The organism is Sporosarcina sp. GTC18466, from assembly GCF_055389225.1.
Map to the genome: position 1 here is coordinate 1,572,702 of NZ_AP044037.1, position 16,630 is coordinate 1,589,331.

The 16,630-nt window shown below is 53.5% G+C and carries 19 protein-coding genes; 2 read left to right on the plus strand and 17 right to left on the minus strand.

The window, feature by feature from the left end:
- Nucleotides 1–30: 30 nt before the first annotated feature.
- The 5 genes from ACZ5FK_RS07555 to upp all read right to left on the minus strand — a co-directional run bounded on the left by ACZ5FK_RS07555 (nucleotide 31) and on the right by upp (nucleotide 5,151).
- Complete coding sequence (locus ACZ5FK_RS07555) at nucleotides 31–402, minus strand: ATP synthase subunit I (RefSeq protein ID WP_464807282.1); 372 nt, start codon at nucleotides 400–402, stop codon at nucleotides 31–33.
- A gap of 961 nt (nucleotides 403–1,363) precedes the next feature.
- Complete coding sequence (locus ACZ5FK_RS07560) at nucleotides 1,364–2,539, minus strand: MGDG synthase family glycosyltransferase (RefSeq protein WP_464807283.1); 1,176 nt, start codon at nucleotides 2,537–2,539, stop codon at nucleotides 1,364–1,366.
- Complete coding sequence (locus ACZ5FK_RS07565; protein ID WP_464807284.1) at nucleotides 2,536–3,177, minus strand: DedA family protein; 642 nt, start codon at nucleotides 3,175–3,177, stop codon at nucleotides 2,536–2,538. The genes ACZ5FK_RS07560 and ACZ5FK_RS07565 overlap by 4 nt, the downstream gene beginning before the upstream one ends.
- A gap of 209 nt (nucleotides 3,178–3,386) precedes the next feature.
- Complete coding sequence (gene wecB / locus ACZ5FK_RS07570; protein WP_464807285.1) at nucleotides 3,387–4,502, minus strand: non-hydrolyzing UDP-N-acetylglucosamine 2-epimerase; 1,116 nt, start codon at nucleotides 4,500–4,502, stop codon at nucleotides 3,387–3,389.
- Between the two features lie 19 nt (nucleotides 4,503–4,521).
- On the minus strand, nucleotides 4,522–5,151 hold the full coding sequence (upp, locus tag ACZ5FK_RS07575; protein ID WP_464807286.1) for a uracil phosphoribosyltransferase: 630 nt from the start codon (nucleotides 5,149–5,151) through the stop codon (nucleotides 4,522–4,524).
- Between the two features lie 59 nt (nucleotides 5,152–5,210).
- Between upp and ACZ5FK_RS07580 the strand changes: the two genes are divergently transcribed.
- Nucleotides 5,211–5,612 carry a hypothetical protein gene (locus ACZ5FK_RS07580; protein WP_464807287.1) on the plus strand — a complete coding sequence of 134 codons (402 nt, stop codon included), beginning with the start codon at nucleotides 5,211–5,213 and terminating at the stop codon, nucleotides 5,610–5,612.
- Nucleotides 5,613–5,654: 42 nt separating this feature from the next.
- Here ACZ5FK_RS07580 and glyA read toward each other — a convergent pair whose 3' ends face one another.
- From glyA to prfA, 10 genes are all read right to left on the minus strand, one after another.
- Nucleotides 5,655–6,908 (minus strand): serine hydroxymethyltransferase, encoded by a 1,254-nt coding sequence (gene glyA / locus ACZ5FK_RS07585; RefSeq protein WP_464807288.1) that lies wholly within the window; start codon nucleotides 6,906–6,908, stop codon nucleotides 5,655–5,657.
- A 60-nt stretch (nucleotides 6,909–6,968) separates the two neighbouring features.
- Nucleotides 6,969–7,538, minus strand: a complete 570-nt coding sequence (locus ACZ5FK_RS07590) for a TIGR01440 family protein (RefSeq protein ID WP_464807289.1) — start codon at nucleotides 7,536–7,538, stop codon at nucleotides 6,969–6,971.
- An 18-nt stretch (nucleotides 7,539–7,556) separates the two neighbouring features.
- A complete protein-coding gene (rpiB, locus tag ACZ5FK_RS07595) occupies nucleotides 7,557–7,997 on the minus strand; it encodes a ribose 5-phosphate isomerase B (RefSeq protein ID WP_464807290.1) in 441 nt (146 codons plus the stop codon).
- 353 nt (nucleotides 7,998–8,350) lie between these two features.
- On the minus strand, nucleotides 8,351–9,646 hold the full coding sequence (locus ACZ5FK_RS07600) for a methyl-accepting chemotaxis protein (protein WP_464807291.1): 1,296 nt from the start codon (nucleotides 9,644–9,646) through the stop codon (nucleotides 8,351–8,353).
- Nucleotides 9,643–10,089, minus strand: a complete 447-nt coding sequence (locus tag ACZ5FK_RS07605; protein WP_464807292.1) for a low molecular weight protein arginine phosphatase — start codon at nucleotides 10,087–10,089, stop codon at nucleotides 9,643–9,645. The genes ACZ5FK_RS07600 and ACZ5FK_RS07605 overlap by 4 nt, the downstream gene beginning before the upstream one ends.
- Nucleotides 10,090–10,147: 58 nt before the next feature.
- Entirely contained in the window at nucleotides 10,148–10,651 is a 504-nt protein-coding gene (locus ACZ5FK_RS07610) for a manganese efflux pump (RefSeq protein ID WP_464807293.1), read from the minus strand.
- Between the two features lie 84 nt (nucleotides 10,652–10,735).
- Nucleotides 10,736–11,764 (minus strand): L-threonylcarbamoyladenylate synthase, encoded by a 1,029-nt coding sequence (locus ACZ5FK_RS07615; protein WP_464807294.1) that lies wholly within the window; start codon nucleotides 11,762–11,764, stop codon nucleotides 10,736–10,738.
- A 60-nt stretch (nucleotides 11,765–11,824) separates the two neighbouring features.
- Nucleotides 11,825–12,394 carry a stage II sporulation protein R gene (locus ACZ5FK_RS07620; protein WP_464807295.1) on the minus strand — a complete coding sequence of 190 codons (570 nt, stop codon included), beginning with the start codon at nucleotides 12,392–12,394 and terminating at the stop codon, nucleotides 11,825–11,827.
- Nucleotides 12,395–12,442: 48 nt separating this feature from the next.
- On the minus strand, nucleotides 12,443–13,297 hold the full coding sequence (prmC, locus tag ACZ5FK_RS07625) for a peptide chain release factor N(5)-glutamine methyltransferase (RefSeq protein WP_464807296.1): 855 nt from the start codon (nucleotides 13,295–13,297) through the stop codon (nucleotides 12,443–12,445).
- Complete coding sequence (gene prfA / locus ACZ5FK_RS07630) at nucleotides 13,294–14,367, minus strand: peptide chain release factor 1 (protein ID WP_464807297.1); 1,074 nt, start codon at nucleotides 14,365–14,367, stop codon at nucleotides 13,294–13,296. The genes prmC and prfA overlap by 4 nt, the downstream gene beginning before the upstream one ends.
- Before the next feature lie 391 nt (nucleotides 14,368–14,758).
- Between prfA and ACZ5FK_RS07635 the strand changes: the two genes are divergently transcribed.
- The gene (locus ACZ5FK_RS07635; protein ID WP_464807298.1) at nucleotides 14,759–15,412 is read left to right on the plus strand and encodes a hypothetical protein; all 654 of its coding nucleotides are present in this window, start codon (nucleotides 14,759–14,761) and stop codon (nucleotides 15,410–15,412) included.
- 4 nt (nucleotides 15,413–15,416) lie between these two features.
- Here ACZ5FK_RS07635 and ACZ5FK_RS07640 read toward each other — a convergent pair whose 3' ends face one another.
- Both ACZ5FK_RS07640 and rpmE read right to left on the minus strand, forming a co-directional pair.
- Nucleotides 15,417–16,022 (minus strand): thymidine kinase, encoded by a 606-nt coding sequence (locus ACZ5FK_RS07640; RefSeq protein WP_464807299.1) that lies wholly within the window; start codon nucleotides 16,020–16,022, stop codon nucleotides 15,417–15,419.
- 328 nt (nucleotides 16,023–16,350) lie between these two features.
- The gene (gene rpmE, locus ACZ5FK_RS07645; protein WP_464807300.1) at nucleotides 16,351–16,569 is read right to left on the minus strand and encodes a 50S ribosomal protein L31; all 219 of its coding nucleotides are present in this window, start codon (nucleotides 16,567–16,569) and stop codon (nucleotides 16,351–16,353) included.
- Nucleotides 16,570–16,630: the final 61 nt, after the last annotated feature.

Sequence of the window (16,630 nt, forward strand, 5' to 3'; positions counted from 1 at the left end):
GTTTCGTTCACCTCCCTTTTTTCAATGAGATTACGGGTTCTTTGCGTGAAATACGATTCTGTCAATCAACAGCCAGGCGTACGGCAGCATAAGGCCGATCACCGCGGCGTACAGGTTGAATGTCTCCGGCATCGACAGCGCAATCGCCGCCACAGCCAGTCCAGACGCAAACCGCAAAGGTGTTCCAAGCGACTTCCTTCCCGTTCCTTCCGTAAGTGTCCGATCGAATCTTTCCATTCTACGGACAAGAATCCAAAAATTATACAATCCAAATGCTGAACCTAGGATCAATCCTGCAAAAATATCTTTATATACAGTGAAAGCCCATCCTATGATAAACAAAGCGAGCAAAAAAAAGAGAGCCTTCTTTTGCCTTTTGAAGATTTCTCGCAGTGTTTGCATGACGGGTGATTCTCCTGGTTTTGTAGTTTGGATGCATATTCGCTTGCGCCTTTGGATGAACGGACGCGAAACGCGGGTCACTTGCATGAATGACTTGACTCCGTGAAAAGGACGGAACCTGTAACAATATGAAATGAACCTCCATCACGAATCACCAGGTCGCGTTGCTTAACAAGCAACCGCGAAAAAGCGAAAACTGACGGATCAGGCGAATAGCGCAAGGATGACGGAACCCCATCCGCGAGCGGACGGCTTGTCCTTGGACAAATTATGTATGAATCCCTATCATTCTTACCCTTTGTTAGCATACAATAGGGGCATTTTGATGTCAATTGATTCCCGTGAAATTCTTCACAAACTCGCCCCTTTGTCAAATAATCGACATACTTTTCATGCAAGCGCTCTCATCCCCGGAAATAAAGAGGATTGACAGATTGGCGGAACATTCGCCATTGGTTCGATGTGGGAGTCGCGGATGCCAGTTACTGGGTGCTCGCGGGGTACGTATACATATTCTGGGTAGGTTTTCGGGTGTGCAGCCCGGCGGATAAAGGCGCAAATTTTGGTAGTGTAATAGAGATTTTATAGAGTGGTTTAATCGGCTTTCTACAGTGCCAAGAATGCCCCAAAGGATGGGCGCTAATTCTCCAGGCATTGCAGCAGTGGGCGGCTATAGTGCAAAATGATGTCAGGGAAACCCCTGCATGCTCTGCCGAGTGACGAATATGAAGGGTTGCATTGTCTATGTTACTTCGTTTTCCCGGGTGATTGCTCCTCTTTGGTCATTGGTTGCTTCATGCAGGCAAGGGATTGCGCAGTTATTGTGGCATGTTGCTTCCTATTGCTCCGGTATTGCGCAGTTAAGCCGGGGCATTGCTTCAAGCGGGCAAACAGCCAGACACAAATTGAATGAAACGAAAAAGCCATCCCTTTCATGCATCAATGAAAGGATGGCTTTTCGTTATTCCGCCGAATAGGTGCCAGCAGGAACCGCTATGCGCATGCGCCACCGCTTCGGAAGCGCCGCTTGCCGCGTTTCCGGAAATTCCTTTAGCATGACGCGGGCGAGCGCACTTTCGACTTCCCAATGCTGGTTCTCTACGTATCTCTCCATGTTCGCAAGCAGACGGCTGATCTTGTTTTCATTCCACAAGACGTCTTCCGTGAATGTGTTTTTGTCGATTTCCATTGCGACGCCCTCTTCCGTCAAGTGGTCCAGGTTGAACTGCTCTTGGCCCGGGAGATGGTTGCAGATGAAAATCGGCAATTGTTTGTACAAAGCTTCCGAAATCGTCACGCCGCCGGGTTTTGTAAGGATCGCATCCGCCTCTTCGTACAGGCGGTTCATTTCTTCGCAGCTGTCTATATAACTGTGGACAACTGCATTTTTACATCCTAACGAATTCAGCTGCTTCATATATTTCTGGTTGTTTCCGCAAAGGAGAGTAAATTTGATGTCAGGGAATGCCTGCAGCAGCTCAGCGATGGATGCCGAATCGAACAGGCCCGTATTGCCCCCTGCGACGAGCACATGCCGGATGGCCGTCCGTCTTTTGCGCATCGGCTGTTTGTAGACTTTCTTAATGGGAATGCCCGTAACGAAAACGCTATGTTCGTCCACTCCGTAATTTTCGGTCAGCACGTGTTTGACCCCTTGATGCGGAACGAAGTGGTACGTGATTTCCCGCTTCGCCCAAATATCATTGATGAAGAAGTCGGTGTAGGCGTTAATGGACGGGATGTCCTGCACCTTGCCTTTTCGCACGAGGCGTGCGTAGATGCTGGACGGGAAAGAGTGGGTGAAGATGACGAGATCAGGCTTCTTTTCTGCAAGAAGGCTCATCATTTTCCGTTCAAAATAGATTGGCGAGACACGGTATGAACGGCACGCTCCCCCAGTCTGCTCCTCCATGACGAGCTTGCGGTATGCCTTTTCATAAAGATGGGGAATCCGGTTGATCATCGCCATGTAGAACGAGGAGACGAATCGTCCAAGAAAAGTGTTGCAGTATGTCAGGAAATCGACCGTCTCCACGGAGGCGCCGGGGTTCATTTCCACAATCCGCTCCTCGAGCGCTTCGGCCACTTTGGAATGGCCGGTCGGAAACCGGAAGAACGGGAATATGATGATTTTCATGTTGCTGCACCTCCTTTGCGTTTGTTCTTGCGGATCGAGACGATTAGTTGGACGATGAAAATCACGAAGAACGCCCCGCCGATATAAGGGATGTAATTGGGGTTGATCGGCAAAAACCAGCCCGACAGCATGCCCAGTCCGATGTATAAGCCGCACCAGGAGACCGCCCCGATAATGGATAGTAGCAGAAAACGCAGAAAGTCCATTTTGACAAGGCCCGCGAAATACGGGCTTGCCTGCCTGAGGACCGGTATGTAAAAACTCATGATGATCGTGCGGCCCGCCTTCTTGTGCAGCCGCATCCGGAGCAGCCGGATCTTCTTCTTGTCCAGTCCGATGTATTTGCCGACTTTGCGGATGATCGGCATTCCGACCATGCGTCCGAACACGTACGCGGTCAACATGCCTGTAAACGCACCGCCAATTGCAGACAGGAAACTGACGGTCAGATGCACGTCATGGCGCGTGACCATGAGTCCGATCAGGAACAGGAATGTCTCTTCCGGCGCAGGAATGCCGACGATGCCGAAGAACAGGGCGACGAAGATGGCGACATAGCCGAATTGGATAATATATGCCTCGATCGTTTCCATTGTGCGTCCGTCACCTTCCAGCCGTTTAGGAATGTCTTTTTCCATTCCCCACTCGATACGTGGTAAACAATTGGCGATTTGGTCATTTCTTTTCCTATACCCGTAAATAGGCCATTTATTGCATGAAGTGAAGTGCTTTATTTGTAAAGGGCATTAGCTTAGCTATGGAACATCACAAGCTTTTGTTGGGCCTCCCCTCCTCCTTGCCGCAAAATAAAAACCGCCGCCAGCACAAGGCCAGCAGCGGTTCCTACTTATTTATTCAAGAAATCAAGCAACGCACGGACAATTCGCTCGGAAGCGTGGCCGTCGCCGTATGGGTTGGAGGCTTTCGCCATTTTCGCATATTCCGCCTCGTCTGATAGCAGTGCGTCGGACAGTTCGAATATCGTGTCCTCGTCCGTGCCGGCGAGCTTCAAAGTGCCGGCCGCAATCCCTTCCGGACGTTCGGTCGTATCGCGCAGGACGATGACCGGTTTGCCGAGGGAAGGCGCTTCTTCCTGGATGCCGCCCGAATCGGTGAGGATGATGTGCGAACGTGCTGCGAAGTTATGGAAATCCAGCACTTCAAGCGGCTCGATCAGGTGGACGCGATCGTTGCCTGCGAGGATTTCCTGTGCGACTTCACGGACAGCCGGATTCATATGTACCGGATAGACGACTTGCACATCGGCATGCTTTTCGAGCAGGCGGTTGATGGCGCGGAACATGTTGCGCATCGGTTCTCCGAGGTTCTCGCGCCGGTGCGCGGTCAAAAGGATGAGCCGGTCATCGCCGATTTTCTCGAAAATCGGGTGATCGTACTCCTCTTTCACGGTCGTCTTCAATGCGTCGATTGCCGTGTTGCCGGTGATGAAAATCCGGTCCTCCGGTTTCCCTTCATGGAGAAGGTTTTGCGCGGATTGCTCGGTCGGCGCGAAATGCAGATCAGCCAGAACCCCTGTCAGCTGGCGGTTCATCTCTTCCGGATATGGCGAAAATTTATTGCCTGTCCGAAGGCCCGCTTCCACATGGCCGACAGCAATCCGATTATAGAACGCAGCCAGGCTGCCGATGAACGTCGTGGATGTGTCCCCGTGGACGAGCACGATATCCGGCTGCGCCTTTTTCATGATATCATCCAGGCCTTCCAGCCCGCGTGTCGCGACATCGACAAGCGTCTGCCGCTGCTTCATGATGTTGAGATCATAATCCGGAGTGATGCCGAATGTATGCAGCACCTGATCAAGCATTTCACGGTGCTGCGCTGTCACGGTGACGATCGACTCGATGTCCTCGCTGTGTTTCTGGAGCTCCAGTACGAGCGGCGCCATTTTGATCGCCTCAGGACGGGTTCCGAAGATCGTCATCACTTTCCATTTTTTCGTCAAGCCCTTCACGCCTTCCCCATTATTTTGTGCCGAACAAGCGGTCTCCCGCATCGCCGAGACCCGGCACGATGTACCCATGATCGTTCAATTTCTCGTCGAGCGCCGCGATGTACACGTCAACGTCCGGATGCGCTTTCGTAAAAACTTCAACGCCTTCCGGAGCCGCAATCAGACACATGAAGCGGATATTCTTTGCGCCGCGCTTCTTCAAGGAATTCACAGCTTCGACTGCTGTTCCGCCTGTCGCAAGCATCGGATCGACCACGATGAATTCACGCTCCGCCACGTCGGACGGAAGCTTGACGAAGTATTCGACCGGCTGCAAAGTCTCCGGATCACGGAACAAACCAATATGCCCGACTCTCGCCGCCGGAATCAATTTCAGAATGCCATCCACCATCCCGATGCCCGCACGCAAAATCGGCACGATTCCAAGCTTCTTCCCCGCAAGCACTTTGGACTTCGACATGCAGACCGGCGTCTCCACATCCACTTCCTGAAGCGGCAGATCGCGCGTAATCTCATACGCCATCAGCGTCGCCACCTCATCGACCAGCTCCCGGAATTCTTTTGTCCCTGTCTGTACGTCGCGGATATACGTCAATTTATGTTGGATCAACGGGTGATCAAAAACGTGTACTTTCGCCATTAATATCGCTCCTTTTCGGAATGTCCCGTTCATTATAACAGAAAGCGGAGGGATGGTGGGTGTTTGCCCTAGGGTCAGCCTTAGTAAAACTTCTTGCATTATTCGGGCAGGCGGGTTGTGCTGTTTGGGGGCTGGGTTGCTTCATGAGTACGGCTGGATTGCTTCGTTTGAAAGCTGGATTGCTTCGTTTGCGGGCCATGTTGCTTTGTTTGCCGGCCGGGTTGCTTCGTTTCAATGGTGCATTGCTTCGTTTGAAGCTGGATTGCTTCGTTTGCATGCAATGTTGCTCTATTGCAGGCCGGGTTGCTTCGTTTCAATGGTGCATTGCTTCGTTTGAAGCTGGATTGCTTCTTTGCATGCCATGTTGCTCTGTTGCAGGCCGGGTTGCTTCGTTTCAATGGTCATTGCTTCGTTTGAAAGCTGCATTGCTTCCTTTGCCCGCCGCACTCCTTTCGATTTAATTCCATAAGAAAAGCCGCGCATTTCTGCGCGGCTCTGATTGATTATGCGTATAGCGGGAAGCGGTCAGTAAGTGCTTTGACGCGCTCTTTCGCTTCTTGCTGGACGGCTTCGTCTTCGTGGTTTTTGAGGAGTTTCGCGATGATGGACGCGATCTCTTTCATTTCCTCTTCCTTGAAGCCGCGGCTTGTGACGGCCGGAGTTCCGATCCGGACGCCGGACGTGACGAACGGGCTTTCCGTGTCGAACGGAATCGTGTTTTTGTTCACTGTGATGCCGACTTCGTCGAGCGCATGCTCTGCCACTTTTCCAGTCAGGCCGAGTGACTTCAAGTTGACGAGCAGCAAGTGGTTGTCAGTGCCGCCGGATACGATATCCACGCCTTCCGAGACGAGCGCTTCTGCGAGGGCTTTCGCGTTTTTCTTCACTTGCTGGATGTACGTTTTGAATTCCGGCTGCAGCGCTTCGCCGAATGCGACCGCTTTCGCTGCGATGACGTGCATAAGCGGGCCGCCCTGGATGCCAGGGAAGATGGACTTGTCGATTTTGCGTCCGAATTCTTCCGCGAATTCATCATTTAAGAGAATCAAACCGCCGCGCGGGCCGCGGAGTGTCTTGTGCGTTGTCGATGTTGTGAAGTGTGCATGCGGCACCGGGCTTGGGTGTTCGCCTGCTGCGACAAGACCTGCGATATGCGCCATGTCGACCATCAAGTATGCGCCGACTTCATCTGCGATTTCACGGAATTTCTTGAAGTCGATTTCGCGCGGATACGCACTTGCGCCAGCGACGATCATCTTCGGCTTGTGTTCAAGCGCTTTCTGGCGGACATCTTCATAGTCGATCAGTTCATCGGATTCGCCTACGCCATACTCGACGAAATTGTACATGACACCCGAGAAGTTGACCGGGCTGCCGTGCGTCAAGTGGCCGCCGTGCGAGAGGTTCATGCCGAGCACTGTATCGCCAGGCTTGAGCACAGTGAAATACACGGCCATATTCGCCTGCGCGCCGGAGTGGGCCTGGACGTTCGCATACGCAGCGCCGAACAATTCTTTTACACGGTCGCGCGCAATGTTCTCGACGACATCGACGTGTTCGCAGCCGCCGTAGTAGCGCTTGCCTGGATAGCCTTCCGCGTATTTATTCGTCAAATAAGAGCCTTGCGCTTCCATGACCGCTTCGGATACGAAGTTCTCGGATGCGATTAACTCGATATTCCCGTTCTGGCGGTTCTTCTCCGCCATGATCGCTTCGAATACTGCTTTGTCTTCGCGTTGTACGTTACTCAAATCCATTTTCCATTTCCCCTTTGCGTGTAGTGTCAGTAGATGCGGCCGGATTTTTATGTAAGGCCGTCAGCAATTTTCATCAAGTGTGCTGCGTTTGTAGACAGCGCGTTCGCCGCCGATCAGTTTCGGTCTTGTCGTCGCCGCGGTGATGATCGCGTCGCCGATGGTACCGATCGATGTCCGGATCGGCACGGCAACCGGTTTTAGATGCATGCCGATGAGCGTCTGGCCGATGTCGATGCCGGCGTTTGCGCGGATGGATTCCACCACGACGGCATCCTCGAAATGTTCGTAGGCGTACGTCGACATGGAGCCGCCCGCCGTGATGACCGGAATGACGGATACCGGTTCGAGCTGGAATTTCTCCAGCGTCCGCCGCTCGATCGTCAGAGCCCGGTTGATATGCTCGCACCCTTGGAAGGCGAGGTGCAGTTTATGTTTTTGGGCGAACGCGCGGAGCGGTTTGAACAAGGTCTCCGCCACTTCGAGCGCGCCTCCCGTGCCGATCCGTTTGCCGGCGACTTCAGACGTTGAGCAGCCGACCACAAATACGCTTCCCGGAACAGGTTTCGCCTGTTCCTCAAATTCCGTCAGCAGCTGCTCCAGTTGCAGTCCCCACATTTGTAATGCGTCCATTCGTTCACCCTTCTTTCCTTATTGTTCTTCGATGGCCCGCAGCTTTTCGATGCGCCGCTCGTGGCGGCCGCCTTCGAATTCCGTGTCCAGCCACGCAGAAACGATTTCCCGCGCGAGGCCCGGTCCTATGACGCGTTCGCCCATAGCGAGCACGTTCGAGTCATTATGGCCGCGCGTCGCTTTCGCGCTGAATACGTCATGGACGAGCGCGCAGCGGATGCCTTTCACTTTATTCGCAGCGATGGACATGCCGATGCCCGTGCCGCAGATGAGGATTCCGCGGTCGAATTCCCCGCTCGCCACGCCGTTCGCAACAGGTGCCGCATAATCCGGGTAGTCGACGGACGCGTCCGAATCCGGTCCAAAATCCGTGTATGTCATGCCAAGTTCAGTCAGCAGTTCGATGATCTCCTGGCGCAGCCGATTGCCGCCATGATCCGATGAAATAGCAATTTTCACAGCAATCCTCTTTTCGTAATTTACTCACAAATCATTTTACCATCTTTCCATGAAAAAACACAGTACTCCCCTCTATTTCTAGTTTCGGCGATGGATTATAGCAACCTGGATTTCTGGCAATCAAACCAGAAACGACTAGCAAGCAACAGGCGGATTAGAAACAAGCAATACAGGTGCAAAAGTAAGCAATGAATCCCTGTTTCGAAGCAACACGAGCGTCGAAGTAAGCAACAAGACATTTATCAAAACAACGAGACTGGCAAAAGAAGCAACGGTCCGCAAATACGAAGCAATCCCTTCCCGCCCCAGCCCAAACAAAAAAGGCCCTCCCCAAAGGAAAGGCCCTCTATCATTCATTTCGACAAATCAAATCGTTTAATCACATCATACAGGTCTTCCGACTGCCGTTTCAGCTCAGTCGCCATCTGGTCGGTCTGCTCGATCGACTTCGCCTGTTCGTCTGTCGCGGCGAGGACTTCTTCTGCTCCTGCAGATGTCTCCTCAGCAATAGCGGCGACTTCCTGCGACTGGATGGCAGTCGTTTCGATGTTGGCGAGCTGATTTTCGACGAGCTTGGTGATTTCGATGACGGACGAGGCCATGCCGTTCACCTTCTCCGCCATGGATTCTACGTTGCCCGTCGTTTCGTCGGCGCGGTTCGCTTCCTGCGCCGCACTTTTCACTTGCTGCTCGATCTCTTTTACGACTTTCGTGACGTCGGACTGGATGGTTTGGACGAGACCGGCAATCATCTCAACCGATTTTGCACTTTCGTCGGCCAGGATGCGGACTTCCTCCGCGACGACCGCGAAGCCTTTGCCGTGTTCGCCGGCACGCGCCGCTTCGATCGACGCATTGAGCGCGAGCAAATTCGTCTGGCCTGCGATGCTGCCGACGAGCTGGACGATTTCACCGATGCGCTGCGCATTGCGGTCAAGGTCGCGGATTGTCGACAACGATTGTTCGCTCTGCGCGGACATGCCCCGGATGCCTTCGACGAGGGTCCGGAAGACTGTCGTCGTCCGTTCAAGCTCTTCCAGCATTTCTTTTGAGCGGGTGGACGAGTCTTCCGCACGGCTGCTCACTTCGGCAGCCAGCATGCGGACGTCCTCAATCGCTTCCGCGGTCTCCTGGATAGCGACAGCTGATGCCTCAGCGCCTGATGAGATTTCAGCGATCGTTGAAGCGACTGCCTCTGCTTGCGAAGCGGCGGCTCCCGTTTCCGCAGTCAGCCTGTCCACCGTATGTGCTGTCTTTTCGAAGTTCGTCTCGATTTGGCCCACGATGGCGCGAAGGCCTTCGACAAGCTGCTGGAAGGCTTCCGCAACAGAGCGGATCTCGTCAGAGGAGCGCGGCAGCTCGATATCCTGTCCGATTTTACCGTCCGCCACTTGGATTGCGGCCTTTTCCAGATTTTGAAGCGGCCGGATCAGGACTGTACTGAATAGAGCCGCTAAAATGCCGGACCACAGAATTCCGAGTCCGTATGTAATGATGCCGAAAAGAAATGGATTCACATTCGGGAAGAAGGTCGGTCCTATGTAGTTGATGAACACAGCACTCGTCGAGTACGTGACAATCGCGAGGATCGTCACGAACAGTACGAGTTTCTTCCGCAATCCGAATTTCATTCCCCTTTTTTCTTTCATGTCGATTCCCCCGTCACTTTCTTCTCTAGCTTGTCCAGTAAGCGCACGAGCTCCTGGAAAGTCTCCCGATACGTCTCGAGATTCCCGCCGAAAGGATCTTGCACATCCATGCCCGATTCCGGATCCGCATATTCTTTCAGCGTATGCGTTTTGCCTTCCGCTTCCGGGAAACTTGCGAGGAGCGAATGCTTATGGGGCCCGGTCATCGTCAAGATGAGATCCGCCCACTCGATATCCTCACTGGATACGCTCCTCGACTCCGCCGTATAAGGAAGCTGCTGTTCGATGATGAGCGTTTCGGCGTTCGCCGAGATCGGCATGCCGGGCGCCGCGTGCAAACCGGCCGACCTGACTTCCACTCCGCTGAGCTGTTTGGAGCGCAAAATCGCCTCCGCCATCGGGCTCCGGCATGTATTTCCTGTACAAATCAAATAAATATTCATGTAAATCACCTGCTTCTTTTAGAATACCTGAACATCATGTAAAAAGATACATGATTTTTCAACGAATACATGACAATATCCCCATAGTCAGCAATGCCAAACCGGCCACCTTCCGCAAAATCGCCCCCGCTTGGCTGCCTGTCCGCAATCTGAGCAGCAGTGCGAAACACGCGAACACAAATGACAGAATGCCAGACGAAAGGACGAACAGGACTTCATTGAACTGAAGCATGCCGAACGACACACTGACGGAGAACGTGTCCAAACTGACTGCAAGCGCAATGAAGAATGGCGGCATCTTCTTTTTCAATATTTCACTGTCGTCGTTATGCAAGATCATCTGGATGCCGATCAATCCTAGCAGGACGCCCGACAGAAGGTGTCCCCAGACCGAGAAGAGGCTCAGCGTCAGATGTCCCATGAAAAAGCCGATCAGCGGGAACACCATGTTCAAGATGGCTGTCCAGATCGCTAAGGAAAGCCTGCCTTTATTTAACTGTAAAAGTGAGTAAATGACAATGACGTCCACTGTTGTGATACATGCCGCGAATATTTCGATCAAAGAAAAGCCCCCCTTGCCTTTCGCATCCATCCATCCTATGCGCTCGAAAAGAGGGGCATACATCTATTTATCTCTTACATCCGATCAGCAGCAGAACCGCTTGCCGTCCGCCGCTTTCACGAGGCGGTTCATGATGGCGGCGCCGATCCCTTGTGCGTCCGTGCTCACGGCGAGGATCACATCCGCCTCCGTCCGGTCGCACTCCCGGAGGGCCCGGTACAGATTTGCCGCCATGGCGCCGGAATCATCCAGCTTGCCGAACGGAAAATACCAATCCGCCCCGACGCCTTCAAATTCATCCGGACCGATCACGGCGACCTTTTTGCCTTCCCTGCGGAGCTGCTCAACCGCTTCGCGAATCTTTGCCTTATCCGGTTCAATCATGAATAAAGGGGAATCCGGTGCATAATGCATATACTTCATGCCCGGCGCGCGCGGCGCCTCTTCCCCCGGCTCTTTGCCTTCCGAGCGCACCAGGCCGATGACGTCTTCGAGCATCTCCTTCGTCACACCGCCCGGCCGCAGAATGGCAGGCGGATCGACCGTCATATCCACAACTGTCGACTCGACGCCGACACCAGTCCGGCCGCCGTCCAAGATTAGCGGAATGCGTCCTTCCAGATCCGCGCGCACATGTTCCGCCTCTGTCGGGCTCGGTTTGCCGCTGCGGTTTGCGCTTGGCGCAGCGAGCGGGCCGCCGAGCTCCCGCAACAGACGAAGTGCGACCGGATGATCCGGCATCCGGAGGCCGACCGTCTCTGTGCCTGGCGTTACGCTCGGAGCGATGACGCCCGGTTTTTTCTGGCAGATGAGCGTAAGCGGGCCTGGCCAGAACGCCTTCATCAAGCGTCGCGCCGCATCCGGAATTTCTTCCGCATACCGGTCCGCGTCCGCCTCCTGCCCGATATGTACGATCAGTGGATTGTCGGAAGGCCGTCCCTTCGCTTCGAAAATCGAACGGACAGCTCGCTCATCCGTCGCGAGCGCTCCGAGTCCGTAGACGGTCTCTGTCGGGAACGCGACCACGCCTCCATTTCGCAATATATCCACTGCTTGTTGATAACCTGTTTCGTTATCCATATTGTTATCCACTGGAATCCGTTTTGTTTCCATGAATAAACCCCCTGTTTATACACAGTTTATCTCACTTATCCACATTTCGCGTGGATAACTTCATGCAAAGATCCCTTTTATCCACTCCCACAGGAAGAATGTGACCTTCTCTTCCTCTTTCGGTTCTTCTGCCTTTTTGTCCGGGAAACAGACATTCGGGAACAATGCGCACCACCAGTTGTCGCCGCGCCCGCTGCCGATCGTCAGCACGTACGCTTCATATGGCGCTTGCGGAGTGATATAAAAACCCGACCGTTTCGGAGGGAATAATTCAGCTTTCCGATCAAACTTGACGCCCATGCCAGGCGCTTTCTCTTCAGCAATCCGTTCAATCTCAGCGTCGAGCTCTTCCATTCTTGCATGGAACTCGCTGATATCCAGGCCGCTCTCCGCATATGCCGCTTTGATGAGCGGCTCGACCGCCTCCCGGATCTCTTCCTTCACGCGCTGGTCGCTTGGTGCGTTCGAGTGCGCCAAAATCCGTACGCGAACCGCCTCCTCGGGCTGTTCATGGTTCAACAGCATGAGCACCGACTGGATCATGAACAGGATCAATATAAATTCAAGGACAGCAAACCATTTGCCGCCGCTTCTATTTTGTACTTTGCCAATTTCATAGTCTTGTAACATCGTAATCCCCTCCTGACCTACATTATGGACAGGAGGGGATCAGTTTATTCACTGAATCTCGCAAAATATCATTCGGTCTTTTCCGTTGATGTCGCGCTTCACGGAAACAGCTGCTTCCGGAAACGCACGGGCGAACAGATCGCGTACGACAGGGCCTTGCCAATGGCCGATCTCGACGCCGATCAGCGCCTTGTCCGCCATCAGACCCGGAAGCTCCCTGGCAAGCCGTTTATAGAATTGAAGCCCGTTATCCGCCGCGAACAAAGCCCCGTGCGGCTCATGATCGACAACGGTTCTGCTCATCATAGATGCTTCCGGCTCCGCGATATACGGCGGGTTTGACAGGACGACATCCCACGTCCGTCCCTCGAGCGGCTCAGTCAAATCCCCTTCAAGGAATTCAACATCCGCCCCGTTCCATGCAGCATTCCGCCGGGCGACCGCAAGCGCCTCCTTGCTAATATCGACGGCTGCCACAAGCGCGTCCGGCCATTCTTTTTTGAATGAAACCGCAATCGCCCCGCTGCCCGTTCCGATATCAGCCATCCGGATCGGCTGCCGTTTCCCGAAGATCCGCCCCGCACGCTCGAGCGCTCCATGGACAAGTTCTTCCGTCTCAGGGCGAGGGATGAGTACATGGCGATTCACTTCAAAACGGTATCCGTAGAACTCCTCATGTCCGATCAGATGCTGCACAGGCCGCCCTTCAAGCATTTCTGCGAGCCCTTTCTGAAAAGCCGCTGCTTGCGCAGGCGCCAGCTCCTCCCGCATATCTGCGAAAAGGGCTGCGCCCGGTTTCTCCGTGACATGCTCCATCAGCAGGCGCGCCGCGTTCGCATCGAGCCCTCTGGCAGCAAGCTCCGCCTGTGCTCTCTGCAGCGCCTCGAAAATTTTCTCCGTCATCCTTGTTCCAGGCTTTCAAGCCGCCGCGCCTGGTCCTCGAGGATCAGCGCGTCGATCACTTCATCCAGCTTGCCTTCGATGATCTGATCAAGTTTCTGGATGGTCAGCCCAATGCGGTGGTCCGTCACCCGGTTCTGCGGGAAATTATACGTGCGGATCCGCTCCGAGCGGTCCCCCGTCCCGACAGCGGACTTCCGCTTTTCATCATACTCCGCCTGCGCTTCCTGCCTGAACTTGTCATAAATGCGCGCGCGAAGCACCTTCATCGCCTTTTCCTTGTTCTTGATCTGCGACTTTTCATCCTGGCACGAAACCGTGATGCCCGTCGGCAAGTGCGTGAGCCGCACTGCGGACATCGTCGTATTGACCGACTGGCCGCCCGGACCTGAAGACGCGAACGTATCAGTGCGGATATCCTTGTCGTGGATATCAATCTCGACTTCCTCTGCTTCCGGCAGTACCGCAACTGTCGCAGTTGACGTATGGATCCGTCCGCCCGACTCCGTCTCCGGCACCCGCTGCACGCGGTGCGCCCCATTCTCGAACTTCAGCTTCGAATAAGCGCCCTGCCCATTGATCATGAACACGATCTCCTTATACCCGCCAAGCTCCGTCAGGTTCGCCTCCATCACATCGACTTTCCAGTGGTTCATCTCTGCAAACCGGCTGTACATCCGGTACAAGCTGCCCGCGAACAATGCCGCCTCATCACCGCCCGCCGCGCCGCGGATCTCCATGATGACGTTCTTGTCATCATTCGGATCTTTCGGCACAAGAAGAAGCTTCAGGCGGGCTTCAAGCGTCTCCATCGACTCCTCGAGCTCCGCCACCTCCAGCTTCACAAGCTCGCGCATCTCTTCATCCAGCGGCTCCTCCAGCATCTCTTTCGCACCTTTCAGCTGGCCGGCCGCCTCCTTATACTCCCGGTACGCCTCGACGGTTTCCTGCAAATCGGACTGCTCCTTCGAGTACGTCCGTAATTTATCCATATCGCTCACGATCTCTGGATCACTGAGCATCTCATTCAAACGATCATATCGGTCTTCCACTGCTTGAAGCCGTTCAAACATTGCTGCCACCTCATATTCAGGACTGGTTTGTACGTTTATTGTACGGGAAAGGGGGAGGTAAATACAGTGATTTATTCGGTCAGCGCGGCTTGTTCAAGTCTTTGTATAAACAATAGTTCGCGGCAACTCTCCCGCCTGCATGCAACCCGCACGATCGCGCTGCATGCTTTTGACAAATAAAAAAATGCCTTTGGCGTTGCTTCCTTTAGGGCCGGTGTTGCTTTCTTTGCCGCCATATTGCTTACTTCGCGATTGTCGTTGCTTCTTATACTGGCCTCGTTGCTTACTATCTGTTCCTCATTGCTTCATCAGCCGCTCCTATTGCTTACTTTGATGAAGCTCTCCGCACCCCGCGAGACATTGCTTACTTCCGTGTCTATATTGCTTATTTTTGCGACTTTTTGCTTCCTTCGCGATTGTCGTTGCTTCTTATACAAGCCTCGTTGCTCACTTCCCGCACTACATTGCTTCGTATTCACGCTGCATTGCTTACTTTGATCCACCCCTCCGCTTTCCGCAGACCATTGCTTACTTCCACGCCTCTCTTGCTCACTTTGCCGGCCTTATTGCTTCCTCCGCGACTCCGATTGCTTCATTTACAAGCCTCGTTGCTCACTTCCCGCACTACATTGCTTCGTATTCACGCTGCATTGCTTACTTTGATCCACCCCTCCGCCTTCCGCAGACCATTGCTTACTTCCACGCCTCTCTTGCTCACTTTGCCGGTCTTATTGCTGCCTTCGCGATCATCGTTGCTTCTTATATAAGCCCCGTTGCTCACTTCGCTCACTTCATTGCTTCAAATACGCGCTGCATTGCTTACTACGATCCACCTCTCCGCCTACCGCAGACCATTGCTTACTTCCACGCCTCTCTTGCTCAATTTGCCGGCCTTATTGCTTCCTCTGCGACTCCGATTGCTTCATTTACAAGCCTCGTTGCTCACTTCTGGCCCCTCATTGCTCCATTCCCCGCTCTTATTGCTCACTTCTCTCTCTCAACACAAAAAAACAGGCAGGAGCCATTGATGCTCTGCCTGTCCTGATCGATCAATCTGCAATTTCCGCTGCCGCTGTTACACCGTTTGGCACTTCGTGGTGCTTGCGGCACCGGGCTTCGTATGCTTCGGAGGCGCCGACCAATATGATCGGGTCATCGGAGCCGGCCGGGCTGCCGTTGATGAGCCGCTGGGTGCGGCTTGCGGGTGAGCCGCAGACGGTGCAGACCGCCTGGAGTTTCGTGACGTTTTCAGCGACTGCCATGAGATGCGGCATTGGGCCGAACGGTTCGCCGCGGAAGTCTTGGTCGAGTCCGGCGACGATGACGCGGAAGCCGCCGTCCGCGAGGTCCATGACGACATCGACAATCCCTTCATCAAAGAATTGCGCTTCGTCGATCGCAATCACATCGAACTCGTCTGTGATGAACTGCCGGATCGCATCCGAGTTATCCACAGGCGTCGCGATGACGGCCGTGCCGTTATGGCTGACGACTGCCTCTTCGCTGTACCGGTCGTCGATTTTCGGTTTGAAAATGGCGATTTTCTGCTTGGCGAACTGTGCCCTGCGTACACGCCGGATCAGCTCTTCCGATTTTCCCGAGAACATGCTGCCACAAATCACTTCAATCCATCCGCCCTGCATTGCTACGTACATGTCGTTCCCCTTCCGCTTCTGTGCTATGTATTTCACTTCTACTCATTCATTGTCGAACGTTTATCATACACGAAATCCTGCCGGAAATGACGTCTTTTCTTTCCCGAAGGAATATGGTATGTGGATAATGGCGGGCAGTCTACCGCTTCTGTGCATAACTTGTGCACTGTGAATAAATCTGTGCATATCTTCCGGTATAATGTTGATAACTTGTTGGCATCCTGCCTGTTTTTGTGGATGGCCTTGTGGATATTTGCACAGTTCACTTTGAAATAAAAATGAAAAATCCGCCGCGTGCAGATGCACATGGCGGACTTGAATGTCAGTCTTATTCTTGGCCTTCTTCTGACTTGAGGCCATATTTTTTGTTGAAGCGGTCGACACGGCCGTCCGCAGCAGCAAATTTTTGGCGTCCAGTGTAGAATGGGTGGCATTCAGAACAAACTTCGACACGGATGTCTTCTTTCACAGAACCTGTTTCAAATGTGTTGCCACATGAACAAGTTACTTTTGCAAGTTTGTAATTTGGATGAATTCCTGCTCTCATCGGTCTCTCTCCTCTCGCCCTGAACCATCTGGAACAGAGTAAATTGTAGGGGTTGTCCGCT